Source organism: Vibrio proteolyticus NBRC 13287, assembly GCF_000467125.1.
In the GTDB taxonomy this organism is placed as follows: Bacteria; Pseudomonadota; Gammaproteobacteria; order Enterobacterales; family Vibrionaceae; genus Vibrio; species Vibrio proteolyticus.
Genome location: NZ_BATJ01000015.1, coordinates 1 through 26,429 on the forward strand (window position 1 = coordinate 1; position 26,429 = coordinate 26,429).

Annotated in this window: 25 protein-coding genes; 10 read left to right on the top strand and 15 right to left on the bottom strand. The window is 45.2% G+C overall.

Annotated elements, in window-relative coordinates:
• Window positions 1–223 (top strand): hypothetical protein (locus VPR01S_RS22950; RefSeq protein ID WP_040902949.1); only part of this gene is annotated, 223 nt, incomplete at its 5' end.
• A 349-nt stretch (window positions 224–572) separates the two neighbouring features.
• Here the strand turns inward: VPR01S_RS22950 and VPR01S_RS16260 are convergent.
• Window positions 573–1,106, bottom strand: coding sequence for a cysteine hydrolase family protein (locus VPR01S_RS16260; RefSeq protein WP_021706455.1), 534 nt, complete (start codon window positions 1,104–1,106; stop codon window positions 573–575).
• Window positions 1,107–1,401: 295 nt separating this feature from the next.
• On the opposite strand from VPR01S_RS16260, the gene VPR01S_RS16265 reads away from it, so the two are divergent.
• The 3 genes from VPR01S_RS16265 (at window position 1,402) to VPR01S_RS16275 (ending at window position 3,449) form a co-directional block, all read left to right on the top strand.
• A complete protein-coding gene (locus tag VPR01S_RS16265) occupies window positions 1,402–1,911 on the top strand; it encodes a hypothetical protein (RefSeq protein ID WP_021706456.1) in 510 nt (169 codons plus the stop codon).
• A gap of 147 nt (window positions 1,912–2,058) precedes the next feature.
• A complete protein-coding gene (locus VPR01S_RS22885) occupies window positions 2,059–2,208 on the top strand; it encodes a hypothetical protein (protein WP_169727791.1) in 150 nt (49 codons plus the stop codon).
• Window positions 2,209–2,486: 278 nt separating this feature from the next.
• Window positions 2,487–3,449: an integron integrase gene (locus VPR01S_RS16275; protein ID WP_021706457.1), complete on the top strand. Its 963-nt coding sequence runs from the start codon at window positions 2,487–2,489 to the stop codon at window positions 3,447–3,449.
• A gap of 67 nt (window positions 3,450–3,516) precedes the next feature.
• Here the strand turns inward: VPR01S_RS16275 and rplT are convergent, their stop codons facing one another.
• From rplT to VPR01S_RS16305, 6 genes are all read right to left on the bottom strand, one after another.
• Complete coding sequence (gene rplT / locus VPR01S_RS16280) at window positions 3,517–3,870, bottom strand: 50S ribosomal protein L20 (protein WP_004401084.1); 354 nt, start codon at window positions 3,868–3,870, stop codon at window positions 3,517–3,519.
• Between the two features lie 41 nt (window positions 3,871–3,911).
• The gene (rpmI, locus tag VPR01S_RS16285; protein WP_021706458.1) at window positions 3,912–4,106 is read right to left on the bottom strand and encodes a 50S ribosomal protein L35; all 195 of its coding nucleotides are present in this window, start codon (window positions 4,104–4,106) and stop codon (window positions 3,912–3,914) included.
• Between the two features lie 105 nt (window positions 4,107–4,211).
• Window positions 4,212–4,763, bottom strand: coding sequence for a translation initiation factor IF-3 (gene infC, locus VPR01S_RS16290; protein ID WP_081693195.1), 552 nt, complete (start codon window positions 4,761–4,763; stop codon window positions 4,212–4,214).
• A gap of 3 nt (window positions 4,764–4,766) precedes the next feature.
• Entirely contained in the window at window positions 4,767–6,695 is a 1,929-nt protein-coding gene (thrS, locus tag VPR01S_RS16295; protein WP_021706460.1) for a threonine--tRNA ligase, read from the bottom strand.
• Window positions 6,696–6,910: 215 nt separating this feature from the next.
• Window positions 6,911–7,405: a hypothetical protein gene (locus VPR01S_RS16300; RefSeq protein ID WP_040902952.1), complete on the bottom strand. Its 495-nt coding sequence runs from the start codon at window positions 7,403–7,405 to the stop codon at window positions 6,911–6,913.
• A 14-nt stretch (window positions 7,406–7,419) separates the two neighbouring features.
• Complete coding sequence (locus tag VPR01S_RS16305; RefSeq protein ID WP_021706462.1) at window positions 7,420–7,935, bottom strand: nicotinate-nicotinamide nucleotide adenylyltransferase; 516 nt, start codon at window positions 7,933–7,935, stop codon at window positions 7,420–7,422.
• Window positions 7,936–8,047: 112 nt separating this feature from the next.
• Here VPR01S_RS16305 and nadE point away from each other — a divergent pair, with 112 nt between their 5' ends.
• A complete protein-coding gene (gene nadE / locus VPR01S_RS16310) occupies window positions 8,048–8,878 on the top strand; it encodes an NAD(+) synthase (protein ID WP_021706463.1) in 831 nt (276 codons plus the stop codon).
• Between the two features lie 81 nt (window positions 8,879–8,959).
• Here the strand turns inward: nadE and VPR01S_RS16315 are convergent, their stop codons facing one another.
• From VPR01S_RS16315 to VPR01S_RS16330, 4 genes are all read right to left on the bottom strand, one after another.
• Entirely contained in the window at window positions 8,960–9,466 is a 507-nt protein-coding gene (locus VPR01S_RS16315) for a hypothetical protein (RefSeq protein WP_021706464.1), read from the bottom strand.
• Window positions 9,467–9,480: 14 nt separating this feature from the next.
• On the bottom strand, window positions 9,481–9,951 hold the full coding sequence (locus VPR01S_RS16320; RefSeq protein WP_021706465.1) for a GyrI-like domain-containing protein: 471 nt from the start codon (window positions 9,949–9,951) through the stop codon (window positions 9,481–9,483).
• 468 nt (window positions 9,952–10,419) lie between these two features.
• Entirely contained in the window at window positions 10,420–10,827 is a 408-nt protein-coding gene (locus tag VPR01S_RS16325; protein WP_021706466.1) for an H-NS family histone-like protein, read from the bottom strand.
• A 230-nt stretch (window positions 10,828–11,057) separates the two neighbouring features.
• A complete protein-coding gene (locus VPR01S_RS16330) occupies window positions 11,058–12,629 on the bottom strand; it encodes a sensor domain-containing diguanylate cyclase (protein WP_021706467.1) in 1,572 nt (523 codons plus the stop codon).
• Between the two features lie 264 nt (window positions 12,630–12,893).
• Between VPR01S_RS16330 and VPR01S_RS16335 the strand changes: the two genes are divergently transcribed.
• The 3 genes from VPR01S_RS16335 (at window position 12,894) to VPR01S_RS22015 (ending at window position 20,244) form a co-directional block, all read left to right on the top strand.
• The gene (locus tag VPR01S_RS16335; protein ID WP_021706468.1) at window positions 12,894–14,099 is read left to right on the top strand and encodes an EAL domain-containing response regulator; all 1,206 of its coding nucleotides are present in this window, start codon (window positions 12,894–12,896) and stop codon (window positions 14,097–14,099) included.
• Window positions 14,096–18,898, top strand: a complete 4,803-nt coding sequence (locus VPR01S_RS16340; RefSeq protein WP_021706469.1) for a PAS domain S-box protein — start codon at window positions 14,096–14,098, stop codon at window positions 18,896–18,898. Before VPR01S_RS16335 ends, VPR01S_RS16340 begins: the two co-directional genes overlap by 4 nt.
• Before the next feature lie 200 nt (window positions 18,899–19,098).
• On the top strand, window positions 19,099–20,244 hold the full coding sequence (locus VPR01S_RS22015; RefSeq protein WP_021706470.1) for a response regulator: 1,146 nt from the start codon (window positions 19,099–19,101) through the stop codon (window positions 20,242–20,244).
• A 124-nt stretch (window positions 20,245–20,368) separates the two neighbouring features.
• Here the strand turns inward: VPR01S_RS22015 and tdh are convergent, their stop codons facing one another.
• Together tdh and VPR01S_RS16355 are read right to left on the bottom strand one after the other, a co-directional pair.
• Entirely contained in the window at window positions 20,369–21,400 is a 1,032-nt protein-coding gene (gene tdh / locus VPR01S_RS16350; RefSeq protein ID WP_021706471.1) for an L-threonine 3-dehydrogenase, read from the bottom strand.
• Window positions 21,400–22,596, bottom strand: a complete 1,197-nt coding sequence (locus VPR01S_RS16355; protein WP_021706472.1) for a glycine C-acetyltransferase — start codon at window positions 22,594–22,596, stop codon at window positions 21,400–21,402. The genes tdh and VPR01S_RS16355 overlap by 1 nt, the downstream gene beginning before the upstream one ends.
• A 306-nt stretch (window positions 22,597–22,902) precedes the next feature.
• Here VPR01S_RS16355 and VPR01S_RS16360 point away from each other — a divergent pair, with 306 nt between their 5' ends.
• Both VPR01S_RS16360 and gloA2 read left to right on the top strand, forming a co-directional pair.
• Entirely contained in the window at window positions 22,903–23,841 is a 939-nt protein-coding gene (locus VPR01S_RS16360; protein WP_021706473.1) for a LysR family transcriptional regulator, read from the top strand.
• Window positions 23,842–23,843: 2 nt separating this feature from the next.
• Window positions 23,844–24,227, top strand: coding sequence for an SMU1112c/YaeR family gloxylase I-like metalloprotein (gloA2, locus tag VPR01S_RS16365; protein ID WP_021706474.1), 384 nt, complete (start codon window positions 23,844–23,846; stop codon window positions 24,225–24,227).
• Between the two features lie 42 nt (window positions 24,228–24,269).
• Here the strand turns inward: gloA2 and VPR01S_RS16370 are convergent, their stop codons facing one another.
• The gene (locus VPR01S_RS16370; protein WP_021706475.1) at window positions 24,270–25,709 is read right to left on the bottom strand and encodes a PepSY-associated TM helix domain-containing protein; all 1,440 of its coding nucleotides are present in this window, start codon (window positions 25,707–25,709) and stop codon (window positions 24,270–24,272) included.
• Between the two features lie 90 nt (window positions 25,710–25,799).
• A complete protein-coding gene (locus tag VPR01S_RS23085; protein WP_081693196.1) occupies window positions 25,800–26,156 on the bottom strand; it encodes a hypothetical protein in 357 nt (118 codons plus the stop codon).
• Window positions 26,157–26,429: the final 273 nt, after the last annotated feature.

Sequence of the window (26,429 nt, forward strand, 5' to 3'; positions counted from 1 at the left end):
CACTCTTAAATTGTTTGTTAGTACGCTGTTCCAAAACCTTTTGGTTTGCACCAAGATATTGAAATATAGCACGAAATTTGTGGCTAAAAACGAGAAAGCTAAACTGACCACTGCCAAACTAGAACTCAATCTCAAAACGCAAATTGGCGAGAAGAAAAACACGCTAAACTGCCCTATTTTGACCAGTTTAAAATTAGCAAAGGATTCGGTCGCCGAACTTTGACAACCACACCAATATACTAAATTTGAGACTGAAGAACTGGCCACGCAAAAGAAGCCGCGCCAGAGAAATAGCCAAAACGTTAGCAACCGTAAACGGTGAAATCGACGCTAACACTCCGCACATAGTGCCACCGGAAAGAACATGAAAGGCACATTTGAGCCAGTGTAAAGCTAGGAAACGAAACTGATAAACACCGAAATTTTTACCGTTGATGCCAACCCCGTACTAACGCCCAATTAAGGTGTGAAGCACGCAACCACGACACTCAATTTAACCACCGTAATCACCAAACTTAACCCAAACTAAAAATGCCAAGCGTGCTGAATCACTCTTAAATTGATTGTTAGCCCTATGCCCAAAGGTTGCGCGCCTCTACCGCTTCGATTTTGACACCGAAACTAGAAATACTAGATAACGTGGCATTGTGATGCTCTCGAATTTGAGCCCCACTGGCGTGCTCCTTATCATGAGTTGTGTGAGCATCCGAAACCAAAGTTACGGGATAGCCTAAACCTGCAGCTCTGCGAATGGTAGTATCAACGCAAAACTCTGATGCGTAACCACACACAATTAAGCTATCTACATCAAGTTCATTCAAAACACTTTGAAGATTAGTATTCAAGAACGAGTCTGGTGTTGTTTTGCGGACGAAATGGTCACCAGTTTGTGTAATTAAGCTGGATTGCAATGCCCAACCAGCACTTTCGTATTCAATAACAGATTTAGTTTGCTCGTGCTGGACAAAGATAACTGGGACAGACTTAGCACGCGCCAATTTCGTAACCTCATTAATTTTGGTGAGTACGATTTGTGATTCAAATGGTTGAGGTTCCGGGTCGAACAGAATCGACTGAACATCAATAACTAATACTGCAGATTTCATTATTTTCCTCTGATAGGGCTAACGCCGCGTTAAGTGGTGAGCAACGCAGACCACTGAACTTAATGTATTGTGCCGTAAACACTAAATTCAAAGCAAACCGAAAGCGCCAAGCGTTGGGAATCCGTCTTAAACGCCTTGTTAGAGCACTTAACCCTTTCACTCATTAAAGAAAGACAACCCGAACAAATCAAAAATGATTTATTCTCAATCTTTTTTTTGATTTCTTCCCAATCCTTGGGTTGAATCAATCTGGATTCGATCGTAGACTAGGTGCAAATCAAAGAAGGAGGTAGTTATGTCAAACTTGGACTACTCAGTAGACAATTACAAAAACTTTATTGATCACGTTGAAAAGAACAAGATCGCAGAAGGTTCTAAGCTTGCTAACTGGAAGAGCGTCTTAAATGTGCTTTCTGTTTTAACAGCAGAAGAGGCTAAAGACATTACAAAGTTCGAAATCCAAGAACTTCTAGAGATGTTTAAAGCTCGTAAAACAGAATCAGGGAAAGAACCTTCCGCAGGAAGCCTAGGTACATATAAAAGTCGCCTGAATAGAGGTATTTCAGAGTTCAAAAAATACGTGAAGAATGCTTCTAAAAGCCAAACTAACGACATGGTTGAAAAGACCGAAACTAACCACGAGGATAAAGCTAGCGTGATGCAAGATAAGGTAGAAACATACACACTCCCCTTTCCATTACGAGCAGGAGTAATGGTTAAAATTTCTGACTTACCTACTAACTTAACAGCAGAAGAGGCTGAACGTATTGCCTCGATGGTGAAGGCTTTAGTAAACGAGAAATAAAAACAGGACTTCCTTTCGAAAGTCCTGTCGATTCGAACAATAGGAATGGTTACCTGCTATCCGAACATTGGCGTAATTAAGATAGCAAATTCCTTTCTAAAAAGCTATATCCGTAACACGGTAACCGTTACGGAGGAAGGAGTTATCATGAAAGATATCCAAACAGGTGAAGCCCCCATTGGTTACAAGTGGGTAAAATGTCGCTATCGTCGTAAGAAAAACAGTGAGGAGCTACTTGATGCAAATGACTACGGTTATAAATGCTGGTGCTTCCTCGTACGTAGTTCGACGAAATAACGCAATAACCTGAAAGATATAGCCTCTCCAAGTTCCGGAGAGGCTAATTTGTGGCAGTGCTCTAACGCTACCTATACCGCCCAATGCGGCTTTTTGCTCCACGCTACCGCCTTCTTTCGTTAACCAAAAGCATCTGCACGGTAACACATAACAATATGAAATACTGTTAGTTAGTACATTATTCGGTGATATCGGTATCGCAATTATGTCGCCAATATCCCTTTAATTCTTCGCTGCGGTTACAATGACAACAACTGGACAAATAAACAGGCAAATTCATGAAATCGCAGTTTCTCTTGTACATCAAAGACTACATGCGTTCTAGGCACTACTCAAAGCGCACTATCGAAGCATACATCATATGGATCAGCGACTTTATTCGGTATCACAATATGGCCCATCCTCGAACCCTACATGATAAAGAGGTTGAGCTATATTTGACGTACCTTTCGGCGCAGCGCAACGTTGCAGCTAAAACACAGGCCCTTGCTCTCAACGCAATTCAGTTCTTATACAGGGAGATTCTCAAAGAACCCTTGTCTTTAGAAATGAGGTTTCAGAAGTCCGGAAGAGATAAGAAACTCCCAGTAGTCCTGACTCATGCTGAAATGAAACGCTTTGTTGCTCATATCGATCCAAAATACGAACTGCAGATAAAGCTATTGTATGGCTCTGGCTTACGTTTAATGGAGTGCTTACGATTACGAATTCAAGATATAGACTTTGATTACGGCGCTCTCAGAATCTGGCAAGGGAAAGGTAATAAGAACCGCGTTGTGACACTCGCAAGGGAACTGTATCCTCAATTAGAGCATCAAATGCAGATGGCCAAAAAATACTACAACAAAGATATCAATACTCCGGGTTACGATGGCGTAGCGCTCCCGTTTGCCTTACGAGAGAAATATCCCGAAGCTCACCTTGAATTCAACTGGCATTTTTTGTTTCCGTCGCTAAAAACATCCTGCAACCATGAAACTGGTTTACTTAACCGCCACCACATGAATGAGAGTGTCATTCAGCGATGTGTGAAACGAGCAGCGAGAGATGCCAATATAAACAAAATAGTTTCATGTCATACATTGAGGCACAGCTTCGCTACACACTTACTCGAAGCTGGTGCAGATATTCGCACAGTACAAGAGCAACTTGGGCACAGTGACGTCAGAACGACTCAAATATATACGCATGTATTAGAGAGAGGAGCCAGTGGCGTATTGAGCCCACTTTCGAGGCTCTAAATGGAGCAGTAAGGCAATAAAAAAGGAGAGCCTGAGCTCTCCCTTTTCTTAAACCTAAAACTGCAAATTAAAGAGCAGCTTTTGCTTTTTCAACAAGTACTGCAAATGCAGCTTTGTCGAATACCGCGATGTCCGCAAGGATCTTACGGTCGATCTCGATAGATGCTTTCTTAAGACCGTTGATGAAACGGCTGTAAGACAGACCATTTTGACGAGAAGCAGCGTTGATACGTGCAATCCACAGTTGACGGAATTGACGTTTCTTGTTGCGACGGTCACGGTAAGCGTATTGACCAGCTTTGGTTACTGCTTGGAAAGCTACGCGGTATACGCGAGAGCGAGCACCGTAGTAACCTTTAGCTTGTTTCAGAACTTTCTTATGACGTGCACGAGCTTGTACACCACGTTTTACGCGAGGCATTATGTCTCTCCTAAACTAAACGATAATTAAACTAAAAAGAATTAAGCGTATGGCATCATACGAACAACTGCAGCAACTTCACATTTTGGAAGAATTGAGTTTGGACGTAGTTGACGCTTGTTCTTAGTAGTACGCTTAGTCAGAATATGACGTTTAGTAGCGTGCTTGTACTTAATACCACCAGCAGTTTTCTTGAAACGCTTAGCAGCACCTTTGTTGGTTTTCATCTTAGGCATGATGAATAACTCCGCATTGTAGTAGTTTAATAAACAATGTAATTAGGGCGAACAAAACCCAACCGTCTGAAACGGCTGGGTTTCAATTACTTTATGAGCCGCTAATTACTTCTTTTTAGGGGCTAACACCATGATCATCTGACGACCTTCAATACGGCTAGGAAAAGATTCTACTACAGCAAGTTCTGCAGTATCTTCTTTTAAGCGGTTTAGAACGTCGACACCGATGTCTTGGTGTGCCATCTCACGGCCACGGAAGCGAATTGTTACCTTCACTTTGTTGCCTTCTTCAAGGAAACGCGTCAGGTTGCGTAGTTTTACCTGATAGTCTCCAATATCAGTTCCAGGTCGGAATTTTACTTCTTTAATCTGGATCTGCTTTTGCTTCTTCTTCTGCTCTTTTTGAGCTTTGCTCTTCTCAAACAGGAATTTGCCATAGTCCATCACACGACAAACAGGTGGCTCGGCGTTAGGGCTAATCTCTACGAGATCCATACCAGCTTCTTCGGCTGCTGCCAGTGCTTCTTGGATTGAAACAATACCTACAGATTCACCGTCAGCGCCAGTTAAACGAACTTCACGAACGCCACGAATTTCACCGTTCAAACGGTGCTGGTTTTGTTTGGCCGGTTGTTGGCCGCGTCTTCCGCCTTTAATAGCTTATTCCTCCAGATTGAGCTTACGGCTAGAAACCTCGGTTTGGATGTACGATATCAGATCATCCACTTTAAACTTACCAAGGTCCTTACCTTTACGAGTCCGTACTGCAATTTCACCGGCTTCCATCTCTTGGTCGCCACAAACCAGCATATACGGGACACGCTTCAATGTATGTTCGCGGATTTTAAAGCCAATCTTCTCATTTCTCAAGTCTGCTTTTGCTCTAATTCCACATTTTTGTAGTTTTTGAGCAACTTCCTGAGCGTAATCAGCTTGTTTGTCCGTAATGTTCATAACGACAGCTTGCTCTGGCGCCAGCCAAGTTGGGAAGAATCCGGCATACTCTTCGATAAGAATACCGATAAAGCGCTCCAGCGATCCCAAGATAGCGCGGTGAATCATCACCGGAACCAGACGTTCGTTGTTTTCACCCACATAAGTCGCACCCAAGCGGCCCGGCAGGTTGAAGTCAAGCTGAACCGTACCACATTGCCATGCGCGATCCAGACAGTCGTACAGGGTAAATTCGATCTTTGGACCGTAGAACGCACCTTCGCCTTCCTGAATTTCGAATGGAATTTCCATCGCTTCCAGCGCTTTCTTCAGTGCTTCCTCTGACTGGTCCCAGATTTCATCCGAACCCACACGTTTTTCCGGACGAGTGGACAGTTTAACAACGATGTTGTCAAAGCCGAACGTCTGGTATGTGTCGTACACCATCTTGATGCAGTTAGTCACTTCTTCCTGGATCTGACTTTCAGTACAGAAAATATGCGCATCGTCCTGCGTGAAGCCACGTACACGCATGATGCCATGCAGTGCACCAGACGGCTCGTTACGGTGACAAGAACCGAACTCCGCCATACGTAGCGGCAAATCACGGTACGATTTCAGGCCCTGGTTGAAGATCTGCACGTGACCTGGACAGTTCATTGGCTTCAGCGCGTAATCACGGTTCTCAGAAGATGTCGTGAACATCGCTTCTGCGTATTTGTCCCAGTGACCAGAACGCTCCCACAGCACGCGATCCATGATCAGCGGGCCTTTCACTTCCTGGTAACCGTACTCAGTCAACTTTTCACGAACAAACACTTCCAGATCACGGAAAATGGACCAGCCGTTATGATGCCAGAACACCATGCCCGGTGCTTCTTGCTGCATGTGGAATAGATCCAGCTGTTTACCGATCTTGCGGTGATCACGCTTGGCCGCTTCTTCCAGGCGAGTCAGATGCGCTTTCAACGCTTTCTTATCGTGGAAAGCCGTACCATAGATCCGCTGCAGCATCTTGTTGTCACTGTTACCACGCCAGTACGCGCCGGCCACGTTCAACAATGTAAAGTGCTGACAAAAGCCCATATTTGGGACGTGCGGACCACGACACATGTCAATGTATTCTTCGTGGTGGTACAGACCTGGGCGATCGTCACGAGACACGTTTTCGTCCAGGATTTCCATTTTGTATGGTTCGCCGCGAGATTCAAAAGTATCGCGCGCTTCCTGCCAACTGACTTTCTTTTTGATAACCTGATATTTGGTTTTCGCCAGCTCTTTCATCCGCTTTTCGATCTTTTCCAGATCTTCTTGCGTCAGCGATTGTTCCAAATCGATATCGTAGTAAAAACCACTGTCGATCGTCGGGCCAATAGCCATTTTCGCTTCAGGATACAGCTGTTTCAGTGCATGCCCCAGAAGGTGAGCACATGAGTGGCGAACGATTTCCAAGCCATCGACTTCATCTTTCGCGGTAATAATTTCCAGGCTGGCGTCTTCTTCAATCAGATCACAAGCATCGACGCGATTGCCGTTCACACGACCCGCAATGGTCGCTTTAGCGAGACCCGGTCCAATCGACTGAGCGACTTCAAGAGTAGAAACTGGATTATCAAATTGACGTTGACTGCCGTCAGGAAGAGTAATATTTGGCATACTATGTCCTTTACAGTGGTGTTGCACACCAAGCAACACGTGTTGGTTTTATGCTTTAAGGAAAGTAGCGAAAAGCATTTGATTTAAAACATGAACAATGCAAGCTTTGATACAAATACAGATGCATCATGACAAGCATCCGGCCATTCTAAACGAATTGAGGAAAATAACAATCGACGTCACAGTTTTGATTTGAATATGGTTTCGGTCAGAAATTAGAAAGGCACTTCCACTTGCATCAGAACATCACCGTCATACTGGTTGTGCCAACGGTAGTCAAACCGCATGCGTGGCTTGCCTGCCTGTTTGTCTCCTAAGCCCACACTAAACTGCAACCCATGATTAATGATCCACTCCCCTGCCTGCATGTCGTGCATCCGGTCTTCGACTTCAGAGGGCAGCCAAATTCCGACACCAAAGTAGTTGGATTCCAGGCTTTGGGTAAGCAGTGGGTTGGTGTCATCGAGAGTAATCCAGTCGTTCCAGTATTCACTCTCCGCATCATATTGTGGATCTTCACTGAGCAGCGACAGTTGCTCAAGCTTCTCTGTCGCGTAATCCACGCCTTCTTGAAAGGAGAAACACACGCCCGCGGGCGAATGAAACATGACTGAGTCATTATCTGAGGCATAAGGCGGGTCAAACAGATCACACGCCAGCGTGAATCCGGGGAATAAAGCTATCCATACAACGCTCAGCTTTATAGACATAACCCACCACTAATTCATTGATAATATCTTTTTTCACGCAGTGCTTCGGCCACCGATGGCGTCGTAAGATGCTCAACCGATCTCGCCTGCGTGATCGCGTCACGAATATCCGTGCTACGAATCGCCACTTTTTGTGGGCACGACATCACAGACCAACGCTGCGTAATTTCATCTGCTTTATAAAACTTAGCAAAGTTGAACAGATTATCCGGCCCCATCACGAATGTTAATTCAGACAAGGGAAAACTTTCTTGTAAACGAGACAAGACTGCGTAGGTCGTCACACTCTCTCCCGGTTGATGCAGTGCGTCTTCAATATCTGAACGAGCAACGTTGTCCAGAGCCATATCTTCAATGAATAGATCCACCAGCTCACATCGCGCACCATAATCGAGCATCTCTTTGCCCCACGCGTGGGAGATACTCGGTATCAGCAGCACCCGGTCAAAATGGCTGAGAGACGCAATCACACTTTGATGACCCAGACTCGGCGGGTTAAAAGCGCTCCCAAACACGGCGATTTTGGTCATTTTATTACCTTGCACATTGTGAAAACTATGATCACAGTTTTCTAATTTTTCGAATTCGGTATGATACTAGCATTGAAATTAAAACATAATTTGCTTGCAGGAAGGAAACCTAATGGAACAGATGATCCGAAATGAGATGCGAGTTCTGCCATCCATCGATCCCCAGTTCGAGATTACCCGTCGAATCGAATTTATCAAACGTAAGTTGCTTGAATCTGGCTGCACATCACTGGTTTTGGGTATTAGTGGCGGCGTGGATTCAACCACGTGTGGACGTCTGGCTCAATTGGCCGTTGAACAGCTCAATGCCGAAACCGGTTCAGGCAACCATCAGTTTATTGCCGTTCGCCTTCCATACGGTGAGCAGAAAGATGAAGACGAGGCGCAATTAGCACTCTCTTTCATCAAGCCGACTCACTCTGTTTCGGTGAACATCAAAGGCGGTGTTGATGGCACGCACGCCGCTACGCATGCGGCTTTGGAAGGAACAGGACTGATTCCTTCAGATCTTGCCAAGGTGGACTTCGTCAAAGGCAACGTCAAAGCCCGTACCCGCATGGTGGCACAATATGAGATTGCGGGTTACGTTGGCGGCCTGGTGCTGGGTACCGATCACTCCGCAGAAAACATTACCGGCTTTTACACCAAGTTCGGCGATGGCGCGTGCGATTTAGCTCCTCTGTTTGGCCTGAGTAAACGTCAGGTGCGTGAAGTGGCCGGCGCGCTGGGCGCACCAGAGCTGTTAGTGAAAAAAACGCCAACGGCGGATCTTGAAGAGCTCGCACCACAAAAAGCGGACGAAGAGGCGCTGAGCCTGAGCTACGATCAAATTGATGACTTTCTGGAAGGCAAACCGGTTGACACCTATGTGGTTGAGCGTCTGGTACGCATCTACCAAGCCACTCAGCATAAACGTCAACCGATCCCGACGATTTACGATTAACCCGTCTGCTCACAGACACACAAGCCACCCGACATTGGGTGGCTTTTTGATTGGTTTGCACTGCGATGTTATGCCAAATAATCAGCCATTCCAAAATGTCCATTCAATCGAACTCAGCCCCGCAATAAATACGCCCAAAGCCACTATCGCAGCAAATAAGTTCGCGCATTTACTGAATCGGGTGGCGTTAACATCATCCAATGACGCAAATGCAATAATCGCAATGCTGGCTGGCGCCAGGTATTCCCAAAATTGTTTGGTCTTTAACTGATCCGGAACGGTATAAGCCAGAAAACCAGCCAGAGCCAGAATTAACGCAATCGTGAAGCCAGCGAACCAGGTGCCCAATCGATATGGACGCACGTCGTCCTGCCCTTCCAGACCTTGGATGGTTTTAAAGGCGCCAAACCGTCTGCCTTCGGTAAAAGAGGCTGTCTCGAAGGAACATTGACCACAACGATTCCGACCAGCAAGGTATTCAACCGCATCGGCTTTTGCACTGTGATTCGAATCCCCGCTATCCACCACACCCAATACCCGGTTGTGTTGCTTATTGTGTTTACATGTCTGCTTAATTAATTGCTTCATGGGAAGGCTGTCCGTTAGTCTGCATCTCGGATGCCGAATTGGATTTCAATCACATTGTCCGCGGAACCTGGACCGAACCATTGGTGGTAAACTTCGCGGCTCTCTCCGGTCAACTCATAGCCTTCAGCTTTGATGGCTTCGAGCAGCGGACGGTAACCATGTTCGAACAACCCCGACAACTCACCACTGTACTGACGAGTCGCACAGCGAAACGCTGGCAGTGTGTGGTACTCAGCCTGATGCGCTAATGCTTCAGGGCCGTCGCCAACGACAGGAAGACAGAACTCAATCTCGAATTCCGATTCCGTGTCGTCCGGCAGACCATACGATACAAAATGCCACGGACCGGTCACCGTTAACGCCGAACGGTCAATAATATCCAATATGGCGCTGCAGCAGTCCTGACTGACATGCCCAACTTCAGGCAGAGTCAGGTGTTTACGAATACACAGCACAGTCCCTAACGTTGTTTGTTTTACGTCCACAACAATTCCTCTTACTATTTTTTAGAGATAGGCGACAGGCAATTCATCACCCACTCATTTATTTATTTTTTGCACGGTTACTCTGCTGATCATGATCCGATAACCGATCAACTTAATTGCGTTAAACCATGTCGAAAAACCTATTGAAGACAAACGTCCTCAGCATTGCGGCAGGGAAACTCGGAAGCGGCCAACGCACTCCATCTGTAGCAACAGGCACGTACCCTGCTTATCTGGATGGGCAATATTGCCATATTCAACAGCATGAAATAGAACGGAACTGATATCACAGAGTCAATTTTTCACAAAGGCTCGATGACATCTAGTTTTTGCGGCAATTTAATGATAAAGCATTCATTAACAGTTAGTTGTCGCAGCCACTCTAGCGGCACAGAAACAAAAAAGTAGAAGCATCACTGCTTCTACTTTTCCAATCTGCTCTTCTCAGGGTCGGTCGTTACCCCGAACTTACTGAATCAAAAACTCTTCTAACGCCTGACCATTATCCAACGCTTCCTGGATGACAACTGGCGTTCTGCCCTGGCCTGTCCAGGTTTTGGTTTTGCCCTTACCATCCACATACTGATATTTGGCTGGACGAGGTTTGCGCTTGCTGCCGGCCGTGGCCTTTTTAGAAGACAGCGCCGCCACCAGATCATTCACATCCAACCCTTGTTGTGAGATTTGCTGAGCGATTTCAGCGAGCTTGGCTTCTTTTTCCTGCTGCTCTTGGCGCAGTTGTTCCTCAATTTGTCTGCGCTCATCCACTACCGTGGTAAACTTCCCTAACGCATCTTCTAATTGCGTCAGAGTCAATTCTTTTGCAAATGCTCTCAGGCTGCGAATATTAAGTAGCATTTTCTCCAATTCGTTCATGTGTTCTCCTATATAGATGATGTCCGTTCAAGAGTAGATTTAATACGTGCAAACATCGTATTTGGATTAAATAGTTGCGATCGAAAATGATTTAAATACGCTTCAATGTAAAATTTATAAAATCTTATTTCAAGTCTGCAACAGGAAAAACACACCTGTTAAATTAAGAATAAAACCTCGCTCCCAAAAGTATTTAACATATTGTTTAAAAACAGATGCTAAGCAAACTATCAACCTAAATGCTGACTTTGTTTGTACGCCTGTTTGTATTTATACATAATCTTATCGGCACGCTCGATCAGTGACTCGGGGGTATCGTTGGCTTGCAATTGTGCACAGCCATAACTGAAATGCCAGGTTGTGTTTTTTGCTTCCTTACCCAAATCGGCGTATTTCTTCTGAATACGTTCCATAATGAAATTCGCTTCGCTGACATCACAATCATCAAATACGATCAAAAACTCATCACCACCAATTCTGGCCGCCAGATCGGAACCTCTTACCGTTTGGCGAATACTGGTCGCCAGCCCCACAATCATTTCGTCCCCAGCATCATGACCGAAATGATCGTTCGTCATTTTAAGATCATTCACATCAATAAAGCTCACAGCCATTTCCGAATGACGCCTGCGACTCAATTGTATATTGCGCTGTAATTGCTCAATGATAGCGCGTCGATTATATAATTCTGTAAGCGGATCATGACTTGCTTCAAATACTAACTCGTTAAGTAAGTACTCCCGCTCCACCTGAGATATTGCCAGTTTATAGGCCAAAAATGCCAATAATGGCACCAAAAACAACCCAAGAATCACCAGCCCATAAATGAGCGAACCCTGCGACTCTGTAACATAAGCATTAGAGACAAACTGAACCAGATACACTTCTTCTGCATTAATTGCGCGGTGAACCCCGCCAGGCTTCAACTCTAACTTAACCGCGTAATACTCGCCGTCGTCAGAAACAAATTTACCAATATTTGTCTGTGTAAGTTGTCGCCATATTTCAGGGTAATCGTGAGAAAAACGCACCTCTTTGCGAGAGTCAAACATAAAACCCCACTCTTTTTCCGCTTCGCCCTCTTTCAGGTAATACCCTTCTTTATTGATCAAATAGATAGGGTTGCCTTTAAAGCGGTTGGAACGATCGATGAGTTTTAGAAGCTTTTCACCGTTATAGTTAATTACGGTAACGCCAAGTAGTGTACCGTCCTCTTGGCGAACTGGAGATGAGAACCGAATCGTAGGTTTGATTGGTTTCTCCACTTTACCGTTTTCGATATTCAAATCGAATTTCGAGGTGTATACCTCACCCGACTCTAATTCAAGGGCATCACGAAAATAATATCGGTTGGCTTTTTTTTGCAGTTTATCGTCTGGGATTAAAAACAGCGTGGTGTCTGGCAACTGATCAATCCGAACGACTTCCTGGCCATATTTGTCCAACACCCGGATTTGGCTATAGCGATCATGAAGCGCCCCCACCTGAAACATTAATGAAGTTAAATACGCTTTCGCGGTTTCATCACCTTCTTCCAGTGTCGATTTGGTCAGAACACTGCTGGAGATATAGTGTAAATCCGTACCGACAACGCCCAACTCGTTGTCTATCGCGTTTCTGATGTCTCCCAACGATTCTAAATAACTGACTTCTCTACGGTCCTCGATACTGTAGTTGGTTTTAACAAACACTAAGGTAAACACAAAAGCCAGAAATAGGCTCAGCAACCACACATAAGACAAGACTTTCGCTCGCTTTTTGCGCAAAATTCCGTCTCGATACTTAACTGCTACATTTTGCATAAACCACCTGAACTGCAGTACAACTTCTTGAGAAGTCACTTATTTATCAACTGATACTTAGGTTACCTGATTGCAGCGCTAACCGCTGAACAAAGCAGAAGAAACGTGATTTTTTCTTCAAAAATGATGTATAGGTCAAGCCGTTACATACCACCTTTTGGAGCGCCAACCGCTTAGAAGATTTTTGGCAAAATTGATATCCCCTACCTAAACTAACGTATTAAGAAGAAAGCAAAATTTAATACTTAAGTAAGGGAGGTCTCTGTGTCGATTACGCACTCTAGCATTCTGGTTGTCGATGATCAGCAGATCATCAGGCATACCTTGGCGCTATGTTTGGGTAACTTGGGGATCCAAAACATCCACGAAGCAGAAAATGGCAAGCAAGCGAAAGATTTGATCGCTTGTCATACCTTTGATGCGATTTTTTGTGATCTAGACATGCCGATTGAAGATGGCTTTGAAGTATTACGCTTTCTGGGTGAAAGTAAGTTTACTGGCGCCGTTATCATCATTAGCAGTCAGGAACAAGAGGTACTCGCGTCGACATCTAATTTGGCACGGCTTTACGACTTAAGAATTATTGGTTGTGTTGAAAAACCAATCACGTTCCAAATCGTTCAAAAAGTGATTGATACGATCAGGATGCTTCCGAACCCGAACAACAAAGCAAAGCGGTATAGAGAGCTAACGGAAGAAGAGTTGACTCACCACCTCAACAGTGACCACTTGGAGGCATACTTTCAACCCCAGTTAGATCTGCGCACAAAAAAAGTGAAAGGATTGGAAGCACTGGTTCGCATCATCGACGAAAACGACCTGTTGATTTATCCAGACAGCTTTATTCCTGCGGCTGAAAAATCTGCAACCCTAATATTGAACCTGACTCAACGAGTGATTGAGAAAGCTTTAACATCGTTCGCTAAGGAATTTCCCAACAGAAAATCACTGACTCTCGCTTTCAATATTTCCGGTAAAGTTCTGGAAAACCAAGCATTTCCTAAATGGTTAAGCCACATAGTTAATTCTCATGGTATACCACCACAACAAATTATTTGTGAACTTACCGAAACGGCGATAGCGCCGGACCCTACCACCATAGACATTCAAATGCTCAGGTTAAAAATGATGCAATTTAAGCTCTCCATCGACGACTTCGGCACCGGCTACTCCTCCATTGCCAAGCTTCACGCTATTCCATTTAATGAGCTTAAAATAGACAAAAGCTTCGTATTTGATTGCCTAACCAATGCCAAATCAGCGGCGATCGTTGAGCAAAGTATAAAAATGGCCAAAGCAATGGGAATAGAAGTGGTTGCGGAAGGCATCGAAACTAACGATGTTGAAGACTTCTTACTCAAGGCAGGGTGTGACTCCGGACAAGGGTATTTATACTCGAAGCCGGGACCGTTAGATGAAATAGCCTCTCTCATTCGAACTCCTATCCCTAATAAAGAGCGTACTGAATGAAGTTTTCCATCAAACTTCCCCTGCTTTTTTTAAGCTTAAGCCTAGTTATGTTGGGCGTTGTTACGATTGTTTCTCAGAAAGGTAAAGATATTCTCCAAGACACAACGTTAACCAATATCGAAAGAGAGGCCACTCTCCTGATTCGATTAATAGAGCGTAATTTATTCGAACGCTACCATGACGTACAAGCGTTTCGCTTAGCATTGGGGGAAGTCGATGAAGGTAGACTCGGGTTTATCTCTTCAAGCCCAGATTTTGCGTCCAGCCTAAACGATCTGGTCCGAAATTATAAAGTCTACCGACGGATCATGGTGTTTGATCTGCAAGGTAATTTACTCGCACAAAGTACGAAAAATCAATTTGGTAAGACATTACCCAATGTCCAGACGACAGCGGAAAAAGTCAAAAATAGCACTTGGTTCCAAGAGGCCGTTGATGGGAATACGCTTTCTCCAGACAAACCAGAAAGCAGTTACGTCGTTGGCCCCCGACGCTTTCTGATAGATGATAACCCCAACTCTTTTGACATGATTTTTGCTGCACTCATTCGAGACAAAAATGGGAACAATACCGGACTTTGGGTGAATGTGGTTGATTTCTCTGTTGTAGAGAACATCGTCGCTGAAACTTATGAGCTGCTTTCTAATCGAGGCTTTCTGAGCTCAGAACTTACCATCCTTGACAATCAGGGTAGGATCATCGTTGATTATGATCCCGTAGGACAGAGTAAGCCTAAATACATCCGTGATTTTTCTATAATTGGCGAGCTCAATCTGGCTAAAAATGGAGTGGAAGGCGCTCGTCTAGCGGTCGCGGGCAGAAGCGGCTCAAATATCTCCACGCACTTTCGTAAACAGATCAACCAAGTCACTGGTTATGCTCATACCAATGGCGCGTATGATTACCCGGGCCTGGGTTGGTCTGTCATGATCCGTATTGCGGTAAACGAAGCATTTTATGAATCCAATATGTTATTCCGCAGTACATTTCTGGTTTCATTGCTGCTCCTGGCTCTTATTGTCATCGTGTCCTTCTATCTCAGTAAAAAGATTGCCCGTCCTTTGCGAGAACTTTCATATGCAATCAAAAGCTTGGCCAATGGTGAAAAAGATGTCATCTTACCCAAGGTTTACGGGCAGGATGAAATCGCTGTGATGGTGTCGGAACTTGATAACCTCAAAGATATTGTCATAGAGAGAGAAAAACTAAGCCAAGAAACTGACGAACAACGATTTTTACTCGATATTCAAAGTAAAGCTATCGATTCCACCACTTCCGGTATTATTGTCAGCGAAGTGAGTAAGCCTGACTTTCCGATTGTCTTCACTAACAAGGCGTTTGAACTTCTCACCGGATACAGTCGTGAGGAGGTTTTGGGCAAAAATTGCCGCTTTCTTCAGAATGATGATCGTGACCAACCGGGATTAGACAAGATACGACTGGCGTTACAAAACAAAACATCCTGCTCCGTTGTGCTTCGTAACTACAGAAAAAATGGCACGCTCTTTTACAACAATTTGAGAATCGACCCAGTTTTCAATGAAGAAGGCATCATGACGCACTTTATCGGTATCCAAACCGACATTACCGATATCAAGCGACGTGAAGAAGAAAATACCCTAAAACTCGAACAAGAAATCGAGAGAAGAACGCAAGAAGCCAGAGAGTCGGAAACTCGCCTTCGCACTGTCTTCGATACCGCTCTGGATGGCACAGTAGTCATTGATGCCCAAGGAAAGATTTTGGACATAAACCGCTCTACCGAACTGATCTTTGGCAGAGTTCGGGATGATCTCATTGGAGAGAATGTTTCAATACTGATGCCCGACCAGTACGCAGGAGAACATGACAATTACCTTAATACGTTTTTATTTACGGGAAATAAAAAACTGATAGGGGCACCTCGGAAAGTTAAGGGGCTTCACAAGTCAGGACGCGTTTTTCCTATTGAAGTCTCCGTCGGTGAAACCAAAGTCGGTGATTCACAGGTTTTTGTTGGCATGGTGAAAGACATCACCATTCAGGAAGAGATAAAGCGGAGAGAACAAGCTCTCCAAAGTGAGCTTCGTGAGCGTGAAATCATTTATCGTGCTGCATTCAGCCAGGCTGCTGTAGGTATTTGCCGGGTTGCCTTAGACGGCAGGTTCATCGAGGTTAACGACAAAATGTGTGACATTTTTGGTTACGGTGAACAAGAACTACTAGAAATGAAGCTCAGCCATGTCACTCATCCAGATGATCAGACAAGAAGCCAAGAGATGGTGTCTGCGCTTCTTGAAGGTCAACAACGCACCTTCACCATCGACAAGCGCTACATCAACAAGGCGAATGAAACTTTCTGGGCAACACTGTCCGTCTCAGTCGTGTTCGATGAGGACACGCGTCCAAAATATTTCATTTCTGTCATTGAGGACATATCTAACAGAAAAAGAATCGAAGAAGAGTTACGTTCGGCCAAAGCAGCAAGAGACGAACTGTTGAGAGGCATGCGTCTCGCTTCAGATGCGGGCGGAATATGTAATTGGGTACTTAATACCCATACCGGCCATTTGAAGTGGGACGACAATATGTACGCCTTGTATGGCATCGAACACGGCGTAGAGCTCAATTATGAACACTGGAAACAGGCGCTACATCCAAGTGATGCAGACAAAGCCACACACGCTTTTGAACACAGCCTGAACAGTAAAGATGTATTTAACGCAGAGTTCAGAATCATCAATCAATCGACAAACCAGACGAAGTGGATCAAAGCTGCGGGTGACGTTGTACTCGATAAGGAGTCAGGCTATGAGATGGTGTTTGGTATTAACCTGGACATTACCGACGAAAAAGATGCTCAGGCAGCTTTAGAGAAGGAAACTCTAGCGGCCAGACAGGCGAACGAAGCAAAATCACGCTTTCTGGCAACAATGAGCCATGAAATACGCACACCCATGAATGGCGTGGTTGGCATGGTTGATTTGCTAAGAGAAACTGAGCTGACTAACGATCAGAGAAAAATGGTGAGCACCATACGTGACTCTTCCTTCTCATTACTGGAAATCATCAATGATATATTAGACTTTTCTAAAATCGAGTCGGGTCAGATGGAGCTCGATCTAACTGACGTCCATATTCTGCACCTAATTGAAAAAACAGCGGAAGCCCTATGGGTGAACGCCCATCAAAAACAGGTGGGGATTTACCTGTGTTTTGAAACAAACCTTCCCGAAAAGCTTAGCTTAGATCCTGTGAGAACCCGTCAGATTATCTTAAACCTGCTCGGCAATGCCATTAAGTTTACCAACAGCGAGCAGGAGATAGGATACGTAAAACTGATCATAAGTTATCGTGAACAGAATTTGATGGTGACCGTAGCCGACAATGGCGTGGGTATGAACTCCGAACAAGTCGCTCGTCTGTTCAAACCATTTACACAAGCTGACAGCTCGACAACGCGCAAATATGGAGGAACTGGCTTGGGCCTGAGCATTAGCAAGTCCTTCATAGAACTAATGAACGGTACCATCAATGTGGTCAGCGAACCCAATAAAGGCAGTCAGTTTTCAGTGGCAATACCAATAGATTCAACCGGTTCTGGACTCTTGTTTGGTCAGTATGACTTATCACCATATTTTATTGTGTTGCGCATTGACGACCAATACCTTCAACAATCCATTGAGACCATACTCTCTCACTTCAACCCCCAGAGCATTCATGTAACCTCAGACCAAACCAATGGCTTTCGCTTTTCATCGAAAACGATTGTGATTACTGATCAACACATTGATGTGTCCGGTAACGATGCCGTTCGCTACCTCGAATTGGATGACAGCCCGGCATCCGCCGATGGCTATGTGCGTCCAAACAAATTCGTTGTGGGAGTTCATCCACTAAAGCCCAGTGAACTGATGACCGGACTTGCGGTCCTGTCTGGTAACAAAAGCCCCGATTTTGAATGGTCCGATAGTTTCTACCAAGATACCGAACCTCGTGAGCATCGAGAGCATCAGGATGAGACCAGCAGTGCGGTGATTCTATGTGCCGAAGATCAACCGACCAATCAACTAGTTCTCGCTCAGCAGCTCAAAAAGTTGGGTTATAAATATGAAATGACCGAAAACGGCAAAGAAGCGTTCGAACGGTGGATGGATGGAGAGTATTCATTGGTGCTGACCGACTGCCATATGCCTGAAATGGATGGTTTTGAGCTTACATCCGAAGTCCGCCGAGTCGAAGCTGAGCTCGGTTTAGAACGTACCATCATTGTCGCGCTTACCGCCAATGCATTAGTGGGCGAAGCCGAGCATTGCTTAGAATCTGGAATGGATGACTATATAGCCAAACCCGTTGAGCTTTCTACGTTGAAGAAGGTGCTGTCACTGCGATTACGTGGAAAGGCATTGCGAGACAAGAAGAATATCAACGAGCACTCTTCAACGGATCAATTTAACGATCTTACTGTCGAAATCACTCATGATAGTAACCTCATTGACTACCAGTATCTCTCCAGCGTCATCGGCAGTGAAGATAAAGAAATGCAACGCGCTGTACTTTCAATGTTTTGGGATAGCGTTACCAATGACTTCGAAAAAATAAAAATCGCCGTTCAGAAAAATCGCCCCGAGGATATTAGGAGCTTAGCTCACGGAGCAAAGGGCTCTGCATCGTCTAGCGGGGTGTTAAAGCTAGGAGAGTTATTCCGAAATCTAGAAAACCAGCACAGTGACTCTAATTACACCAGCAAAAAAGTAGTAGAGATACAAGCCATGATGAAGCTTGTTGAAACTCAACTCAAAGCAGAAAAAATAATTTAACCTTCAACGGGAGAAAAACGTGCTCAGTGAAAACTTCATCAAACAGCTACTATTTGAACAAGCCAATCGCTAAGCTCTTCATTATTTGCATAAGAAATTAGACTTTGGCGCATGGATGAAGACGCGCAATAACGATAAAGACTGGGTTGTCCTAAAAATTGTAGTCGAAAAAATAAAGATAAAGAACGCATGAGGGAAGCATGGTGTTTGATAAAACAAGTGTATATATTTTCTATAACGACGCTGAGATGGTCGATATTATCATTCCTCTATTTGAGAACATGTTCAATGATATTTCAAAAATTAACACAAATTCAGAACACAGCAAATTTGCAGAAAAACTAACAGAAGATCATGTTAGTATTATCTACGTTTACGTTTTTGAACATGCAATAGATGCCTATCAGCTTGCCTCACTTATTCGTGAACACCATGCGTTGAAATCCCATTCTAAAACTCCACATTTTGATATATTGCTATGCGACAAATCAAGCCGACAAAAAGCCTATACTCTTTGTAGTGAAAATGAGTTTTATATATACGAAATCGTAAAACCAATATACGATGCAAACCGATTAAAATTGACAATCAAACGTTTAGCCGAGCATTTAATGGCCGATGTCCATTTACTAGAAGTAATTGGAGATAATGCCAGCCTACTCAATTCACTAAGTCAAAGTATTGATTCTATATCTCAGTGTAAAAACGATGTTGACCATATAATAGATGTAAAAAACCAGGAATTTAAAAGTCTTGTCTCACCTCTAGATAATTTATTAAAACACGTACCTACTTCAGAATGGGATAAATCCTTTACTAATATTATTAAATCTCTTCCTGAGCATATAAAAAGAGATGAATCGTTTAATTTCTCTTTAAAATCTTTTCGAGAAAACTTACAAATATATAAGGAGAGTAGTTCAGATATACTACAAACCTTTTCTAGTATGCTCGACGAAATCAGACCAAAATTAAATAATAAGAAAAAAGTTATCGTCGTGGCGGAGGATCAACCTGTTATGCAGAAAATAATAATGACGATTTTGGAACCAAGAGGATTTAAGGTTGAGCTAGCCAGCAATGGCGTTGAAGCATTAATAAAAGCAAAAGTAATGTTACCTAGCGTTATACTTTTAGATATAGACATGCCGATTATGGATGGACTCTCGACATTACAAGCCATCAAAAAATTAGACGTCATCAAAGACGTTCCGATTATTATGCTAACCAGTCATGCTGACAAAGAAGTAATTCAATCATGCATTCAGCATGGCGCTTCAGATTATGCTGTAAAACCCACTACTGCTGACTTACTGTTAAAGAAAATTGCGAAAGCGATCAGCTAATTTGGACAATGTTAAAGCATGAACGGGGTAAGATATGAACTGCCAAACAGCATAGTTATTGATTACTCAGTTTATGCCACGATTAAAAAGCGCCCCAATCGGAGCGCTTGTTTTATTTGGAGTGTTATTCCCAATCCAGGATAACTTTACCAGATTGGCCTGAACGCATAATGTCGAAGCCTTTTTGGAAATCATCAACTTTGTAATGGTGAGTGATGATTGGCGTCAGATCCAAACCAGATTGAATCAGGCTGGCCATCTTGTACCACGTCTCGAACATTTCTCTTCCGTAAATGCCCTTAATCACTAAGCCTTTGAAAATCACTTGATTCCAGTCGATGCCCATGTCCGATGGCGGAATACCCAACAATGCAATGCGACCACCGTGATTCATGGTTTTCAGCATGGAGTTAAACGCAGACGGGTTCCCCGACATTTCCAGGCCAACATCAAAACCTTCCGTCATGCCAAGCTCTTCCATGACGTCTTCCAGTTTCTGTTCAGCAACGTTCACAGCACGGGTGACACCCATCTGACGAGCCAGATTTAAGCGGTATTCATTGACATCCGTGATCACCACGTGGCGCGCGCCGACATGCTTAGCGACTGCCGCCGCCATGATACCGATCGGACCCGCACCAGTAATCAACACATCTTCACCGACCAGATCAAAAGACAATGCCGTGTGAACTGCATTTCCAAACGGGTCAAAGATAGACGCCAGATCGTCAGAAATCTCATCTGGGATCTTAAATGCGTTGAACGCTGGGATCACCAGATACTCAGAGAACGCACCGGTGCGGTTCACACCAACGCCCACAGTGTTACGACACAGGTGGGTACGACCACCACGACAGTTACGACAGTGTCCACAAGTGATGTGACCTTCGCCAGATACACGGTCGCCAATAGCAAAACCACGCACTTCTTGCCCGATACCGACGACTTCACCAACGTATTCGTGACCCACAACCATAGGTACCGGAATGGTGTTCTGTGACCATTCGTCCCAGTTGTAGATATGGACGTCGGTCCCACAAATAGCCGTTTTCTTAATCCGGATCAACAGATCATTGTGGCCAAGCTCAGGCATGTCCACTTCGTTCATCCAGATGCCTTCTTCAGGCTTTAGTTTTGACAGTGCTTTGATTTTCATTACTTGATGATCTCCATGTCACGGCCAACTTCGATAAACGCATCGATGGCTTTATCCAGCTGTTCACGTGAATGCGCGGCAGACATCTGCGTGCGGATGCGCGCCTGACCTTTTGGCACGACAGGGAAAGAGAAACCAATAACGTAGATGCCTTTCTCCAGAGCGCGTTCTGCAAACTCAGCGGCGACTTTCGCGTCACCCAGCATGATTGGAATGATGGCATGATCAGCACCAGCCAGCGTAAAACCTGCTTCCGACATACGAGTGCGGAAGTGCGTCGCGTTTTCCCACAAACGATCGCGCAGATCGCCGCTCTCTTGCAACAAGTCCAGTACGCGAATTGATGCGCTGACAATCGCCGGTGCAACAGAGTTTGAGAACAAGTACGGGCGTGAGCGCTGACGCAGCCACTCAATCACTTCTTTCTTACCCGAAGTATAGCCGCCTGACGCGCCGCCCATGGCTTTACCCAAGGTGCCCGTAATGATGTCGATGCGATCCACCACATCATGATATTCATGGGTACCCGCGCCCGTTTTGCCCATAAAGCCTACGGCGTGTGAGTCATCGACCATAGTCAGTGCACCGTATTTCTCCGCCAGATCACAGATAGCCGGCAAGTTGGCAACCACGCCATCCATCGAAAACACACCATCGGTCACAATCAGGATATTGCGGGCACCGGCGTCTTTCGCCGCAATCAACTGCTCTTCAAGTTCAGTCATGTTGTTGTTGGAATAGCGGAAACGCATCGCTTTACACAGGCGCACACCGTCAATGATGGAGGCGTGGTTCAGCGCATCGGAGATGATCGCGTCTTCTTTATCCAGAATGGTTTCAAACAACCCGGCGTTTGCGTCAAAACAAGACGTATAAAGAATGGTGTCTTCTTTGCCCAAGAAGGTCGACAGCTTCTGCTCAAGCTCTTTGTGGATGTCTTGTGTACCACAGATAAAACGAACTGACGCCATGCCAAAACCATGCTCGTCCATGCCCGCTTTCCCCGCTTCAATCAGCGCAGGGTGGTTTGCAAGACCAAGGTAGTTGTTCGCACAGAAGTTCAGTACTTCCTCACCGCTGGCGATTTTGACTGCGGCTTGCTGCTGCGACGTGATAATACGTTCAGATTTGTACAGACCTTCAGCTTTCACTTCTTCGATCTGTTGTTGGATTTGTTGGTAAAATGCAGAAGACATTTGCCATTCCTTCCTGGTTGTTCTGTTGAGTGTGATACCACTCAATCGTAGGGTCAGCCTTTGTGTGACAAGGGTCACAGACCGTAATAACTCATTACCATCTAGTGTAAGCCATGGGGTAGAAAACGATTATCCCTCGACATGGAAAAACATTAGTGAACTCAAGGCACAAATGAACTTTTTAACAGGAAATGGCGATGTCTCTCCCATCCGGGGGCGCTAAATCGAGCCCACCTTATTGGATTACATGTGGCGATTTATCAATTAAACTCAGTGCTCTAGAATGTGAAGGCAGATACTGACCCTATGTTTAACCCGAAACTGGTTACCCTGTTACCCGACTTAGCCATGTTTATTCTGGTGGTGGATGAAGGCAGCTTTACCGGCGCTGCCAAAAAGCTCGATGTCACGCCTTCTGCGTTGAGTAAATTGATCACCCGGCTGGAAAAAGCACTCTCGGTTAAACTGTTTGAACGTACAACACGCAAACTCATCATCACGCAGGCTGGTCAGAAGATTTACGACCAAGCGGTCATTATGCTCAATGCCGCGCAACAAGCGGTCGAGCTGTCGAGCGCTGACCACAGCGTGCCTTCTGGTTCACTGACCGTTGCAGCACCGGAAGCGTTTCTCAACTCCGTATTGCAGCCTTTCGTGATCCCGTTTTTGCAGCAATATCCGGAGATTGAGCTCAAGCTTAGGGTCGTTGACGGCCAGATCGACCTATTTCGCGACAATATTGATGTCGCGTTTAAACTCACGGATAAGCCAGATGAAAACCTGGTGCTGCGAGAAATCGGTAAGACTAACCTGGTCTTGTGTGCCAGCCCGAATTATCTCCAGCGACATGGCATGCCGTCTCATCCAACCGCTCTTGAGCAACATGATTGTCTCTATCTGGCGGAAACCGGACGCGATAACCTGTGGGATTTTCTCAAAGACGACGAGTTTCACACCGTTGCAGTACGCGGCCGCTACGCGGTAAATCACTCCCAGATGCGTCTGAATGGCGTCAAAAACGGACTCGGTATTGGTATTTTTCATGATTTTGTCATCGCCGGCGCCATCACCGCCGGCCAGGTCGTACCGGTGCTGCCCGACTGGACAATCAAAAGCAATTACCACGGCGCGATTGCGATGCAGTATCCCCAGACCAAGTATATGCCCGCCCGGCTGCGGGTATTTATAGACTACGCGGTTCGCGAGCTGCGCGAAAAGCTGTCGGCTCCCTCAATTCAGGAGTGATCATGTTTTCCAGAATTCATCATGTTGCGATCATCTGTTCAGACTACGTGGCGTCTAAACATTTCTATACTGAAGTATTAGGCCTGAAGGTGGTGGCTGAAAACTACCGTCAAACCCGAGACTCGTACAAACTCGATCTGGCGCTGCCTGACGGATCGCAAATAGAACTGTTTAGCTTTCCCGACGCCCCAAAGCGTCCCAGTTTTCCCGAAGCACAGGGGTTACGCCACCTGGCCTTTGAAGTTGAAGATATCGACAACGTAGTGGCTTACCTGTGCGGTCAAGGCATCGAAGTTGAGCCCGTTCGCACCGATGAGTTTACAGGTAAGCGATACACATTTTTTCAGGATCCGGACCAGCTTCCGCTGGAAATTTATCAGAGATGACAAAGCCATGAAAAAGAGTCAGCCTGAACTGACTCGTTTAGTTTAACGAAATGTCACACGCAATCGCTCTACCCGGCTAAATAGCATCCAATCCAGTAACAGCGCGACAATAATGGTGATCCCCGCCATCGGAAACGCCACCCCAATCAAAAGCAGCGTGACCAAGCCCGTCTTCCATATTCCTGACGATTGAAAGCGTGGCGGCACACCAAGCTTTTTCTGTCCGCTCGGACGACGTATCCACCACATCACCCCACCCGATACCGCCAAGAAGATGAACATCAGACAAAACAGTATATTCAGCACTTTGTTTAGCGTACTCAGATCACCCTGATGCAAAGACACGCCTGCGGCCATCAATTTGGCAAAGACGCTGTAGTCCTGCCATGTCACATCCATCAGTAAGCGGCCAGAATACTGATCAAAATGACTGGTGCGATCCAAACGCGGATCCGTTACCTGCCCGGCCATAGAGTTTGCAGCAATCGTAAAGACACCGGTTTCCGATTTTGGAAAATACACCGAGTATTGAGTGAAGCCCATGCTTTTAGCACGCGCAATCAAGTGATCGAGATCGAGGTGATAAGACGTTTCCGAGGACATCGACTCGTGCCCCATCTTACTATGATCATGAGTCACCCTGTCCTGCGATTGCGGCAAAGTAGCCTGCTCCAAATTCCACGGCATCTCTTCTTCGGTGCCATGATTCAAACTGGCGTGCGTCAGCGCAGATTCCGGCTTGTCTCCCCAGGTGTAATACGTCGGAAATGTATTCCAGGCCTGGACCAGTTTCGCCCCCCAAATCCCCGTCCACGACAAGCCAGAGATCAAGAAAAACAGCAGGACAACAGACAAGGCGCCACCCAGATTAGCGTGCAAATCCCGCATAAAAATGCGTGTGCCATTTTTCATTCGAACCTTAAGGAAGCCCGCTCTACTGGCGTTATCTCGCGGTAGCCATAAGTAGATCCCACTGACCAACAACACCATTCCCAGACTGGCTGCTACCTCAATCAGGTAATCGCCCCATTGCCCGAGTAGTAGGGTCGCGTGGATATCATTTGCAAAGCTATAGATGCTGTTGCTGCGGTCTATCGTCCCCAGCACTTCACCAGTGTAGGGGTTGACCGTCGCCAACAAGGTTTGTCCGTCTGGCGCTTGAATCGAAAAGCGATTCGCAACATCGTCGGATGCTGCCGGGATATACTGGGTCACGCTGTAGCCGGGAAACGCTGCATTAATCGCTCGCAGTTGCTTGGAAACCGGCAAGGAATGTGGCTCAGGTTCAACCTGAATGATCGATTCATAGCGCGCCAGTTCGATTTCATCATCCAGTAACATAACCAGCCCGGTAATACTCAGCATTAGCAAAAAAGGGATCACAAACAGACCCGCATAAAAGTGCCAGCGCCAGGTCATAAAATAGAGCGACTTCGCGCGTGATGCATCGCACTGATGAAACAGTGTTGAGTTACTCAACATAAATAATTTCCTTTATACACAAAAAAACATCACCACTCGACGAACGCCGGGGTGATATTGGCAGACTTTTTCAATTTATTTTGTACTGACTTATCGAAAGGAAATGGGAGGAGCGCGCGGAACTTGTCTTTCATATCGTACACTTAGAGCCAAAAAAGTGTAGCGGTCTGAAATGACATAGCTCAGTCGCGTCAGTAAAGGTGTAGTTGGAAGCTTAATTTGGTGAAAGGTTGAAAAATGACTAAACGGACACGGCTTTCCATGCTGCTGTGTCTCACGGTTGTCCTGTTCAATCTGAACCAGTTCAAAGCCATTAATCGTACACAACGTTGCCCAAACGCCTGCCTGACTCCCATGTGCATTGATGACAGGCATCAAAGTCACCAACGCCCAACTCAGAGCACTGGCAAGTAACATCGCAGTATGTTTAGAAGCAGACCGTCGCATCGCAACACCATAAAAACACGTTGTCAGCAACTATATCACCATTGATAAAAATCACATCACAAACTTATTCATTTCACTCGCACCTGCTCACAAATTCGCAACCCAGCTCACATCGAGTAATACACCACCGGGAAATGTAGAGCTTTAACTCTATTAATAAATAAAACACAAACAAAAAACATTATATTTTGGAATAAATCTCAATATTTTAATTATTTATTTTAAAACAATTAAACATTATACATCTATCAATAAATAAACCCTTTCATCAAT

Coding starts and splice junctions, on each gene's coding strand:
- VPR01S_RS16260 (WP_021706455.1), bottom strand. CDS start 1,106: ATGAAATCTGCAGTATTAGTTATTGATGTTCAGTCGATTCTGTTCGAC.
- VPR01S_RS16265 (WP_021706456.1), top strand. CDS start 1,402: ATGTCAAACTTGGACTACTCAGTAGACAATTACAAAAACTTTATTGAT.
- VPR01S_RS22885 (WP_169727791.1), top strand. CDS start 2,059: ATGAAAGATATCCAAACAGGTGAAGCCCCCATTGGTTACAAGTGGGTA.
- VPR01S_RS16275 (WP_021706457.1), top strand. CDS start 2,487: ATGAAATCGCAGTTTCTCTTGTACATCAAAGACTACATGCGTTCTAGG.
- rplT (WP_004401084.1), bottom strand. CDS start 3,870: ATGCCTCGCGTAAAACGTGGTGTACAAGCTCGTGCACGTCATAAGAAA.
- rpmI (WP_021706458.1), bottom strand. CDS start 4,106: ATGCCTAAGATGAAAACCAACAAAGGTGCTGCTAAGCGTTTCAAGAAA.
- thrS (WP_021706460.1), bottom strand. CDS start 6,695: ATGCCAAATATTACTCTTCCTGACGGCAGTCAACGTCAATTTGATAAT.
- VPR01S_RS16300 (WP_040902952.1), bottom strand. CDS start 7,405: ATGTCTATAAAGCTGAGCGTTGTATGGATAGCTTTATTCCCCGGATTC.
- VPR01S_RS16305 (WP_021706462.1), bottom strand. CDS start 7,935: ATGACCAAAATCGCCGTGTTTGGGAGCGCTTTTAACCCGCCGAGTCTG.
- nadE (WP_021706463.1), top strand. CDS start 8,048: ATGGAACAGATGATCCGAAATGAGATGCGAGTTCTGCCATCCATCGAT.
- VPR01S_RS16315 (WP_021706464.1), bottom strand. CDS start 9,466: ATGAAGCAATTAATTAAGCAGACATGTAAACACAATAAGCAACACAAC.
- VPR01S_RS16325 (WP_021706466.1), bottom strand. CDS start 10,827: ATGAACGAATTGGAGAAAATGCTACTTAATATTCGCAGCCTGAGAGCA.
- VPR01S_RS16330 (WP_021706467.1), bottom strand. CDS start 12,629: ATGCAAAATGTAGCAGTTAAGTATCGAGACGGAATTTTGCGCAAAAAG.
- VPR01S_RS16340 (WP_021706469.1), top strand. CDS start 14,096: ATGAAGTTTTCCATCAAACTTCCCCTGCTTTTTTTAAGCTTAAGCCTA.
- VPR01S_RS22015 (WP_021706470.1), top strand. CDS start 19,099: ATGGTGTTTGATAAAACAAGTGTATATATTTTCTATAACGACGCTGAG.
- tdh (WP_021706471.1), bottom strand. CDS start 21,400: ATGAAAATCAAAGCACTGTCAAAACTAAAGCCTGAAGAAGGCATCTGG.
- VPR01S_RS16355 (WP_021706472.1), bottom strand. CDS start 22,596: ATGTCTTCTGCATTTTACCAACAAATCCAACAACAGATCGAAGAAGTG.
- VPR01S_RS16360 (WP_021706473.1), top strand. CDS start 22,903: ATGTTTAACCCGAAACTGGTTACCCTGTTACCCGACTTAGCCATGTTT.
- gloA2 (WP_021706474.1), top strand. CDS start 23,844: ATGTTTTCCAGAATTCATCATGTTGCGATCATCTGTTCAGACTACGTG.
- VPR01S_RS16370 (WP_021706475.1), bottom strand. CDS start 25,709: ATGTTGAGTAACTCAACACTGTTTCATCAGTGCGATGCATCACGCGCG.
- VPR01S_RS23085 (WP_081693196.1), bottom strand. CDS start 26,156: ATGCGACGGTCTGCTTCTAAACATACTGCGATGTTACTTGCCAGTGCT.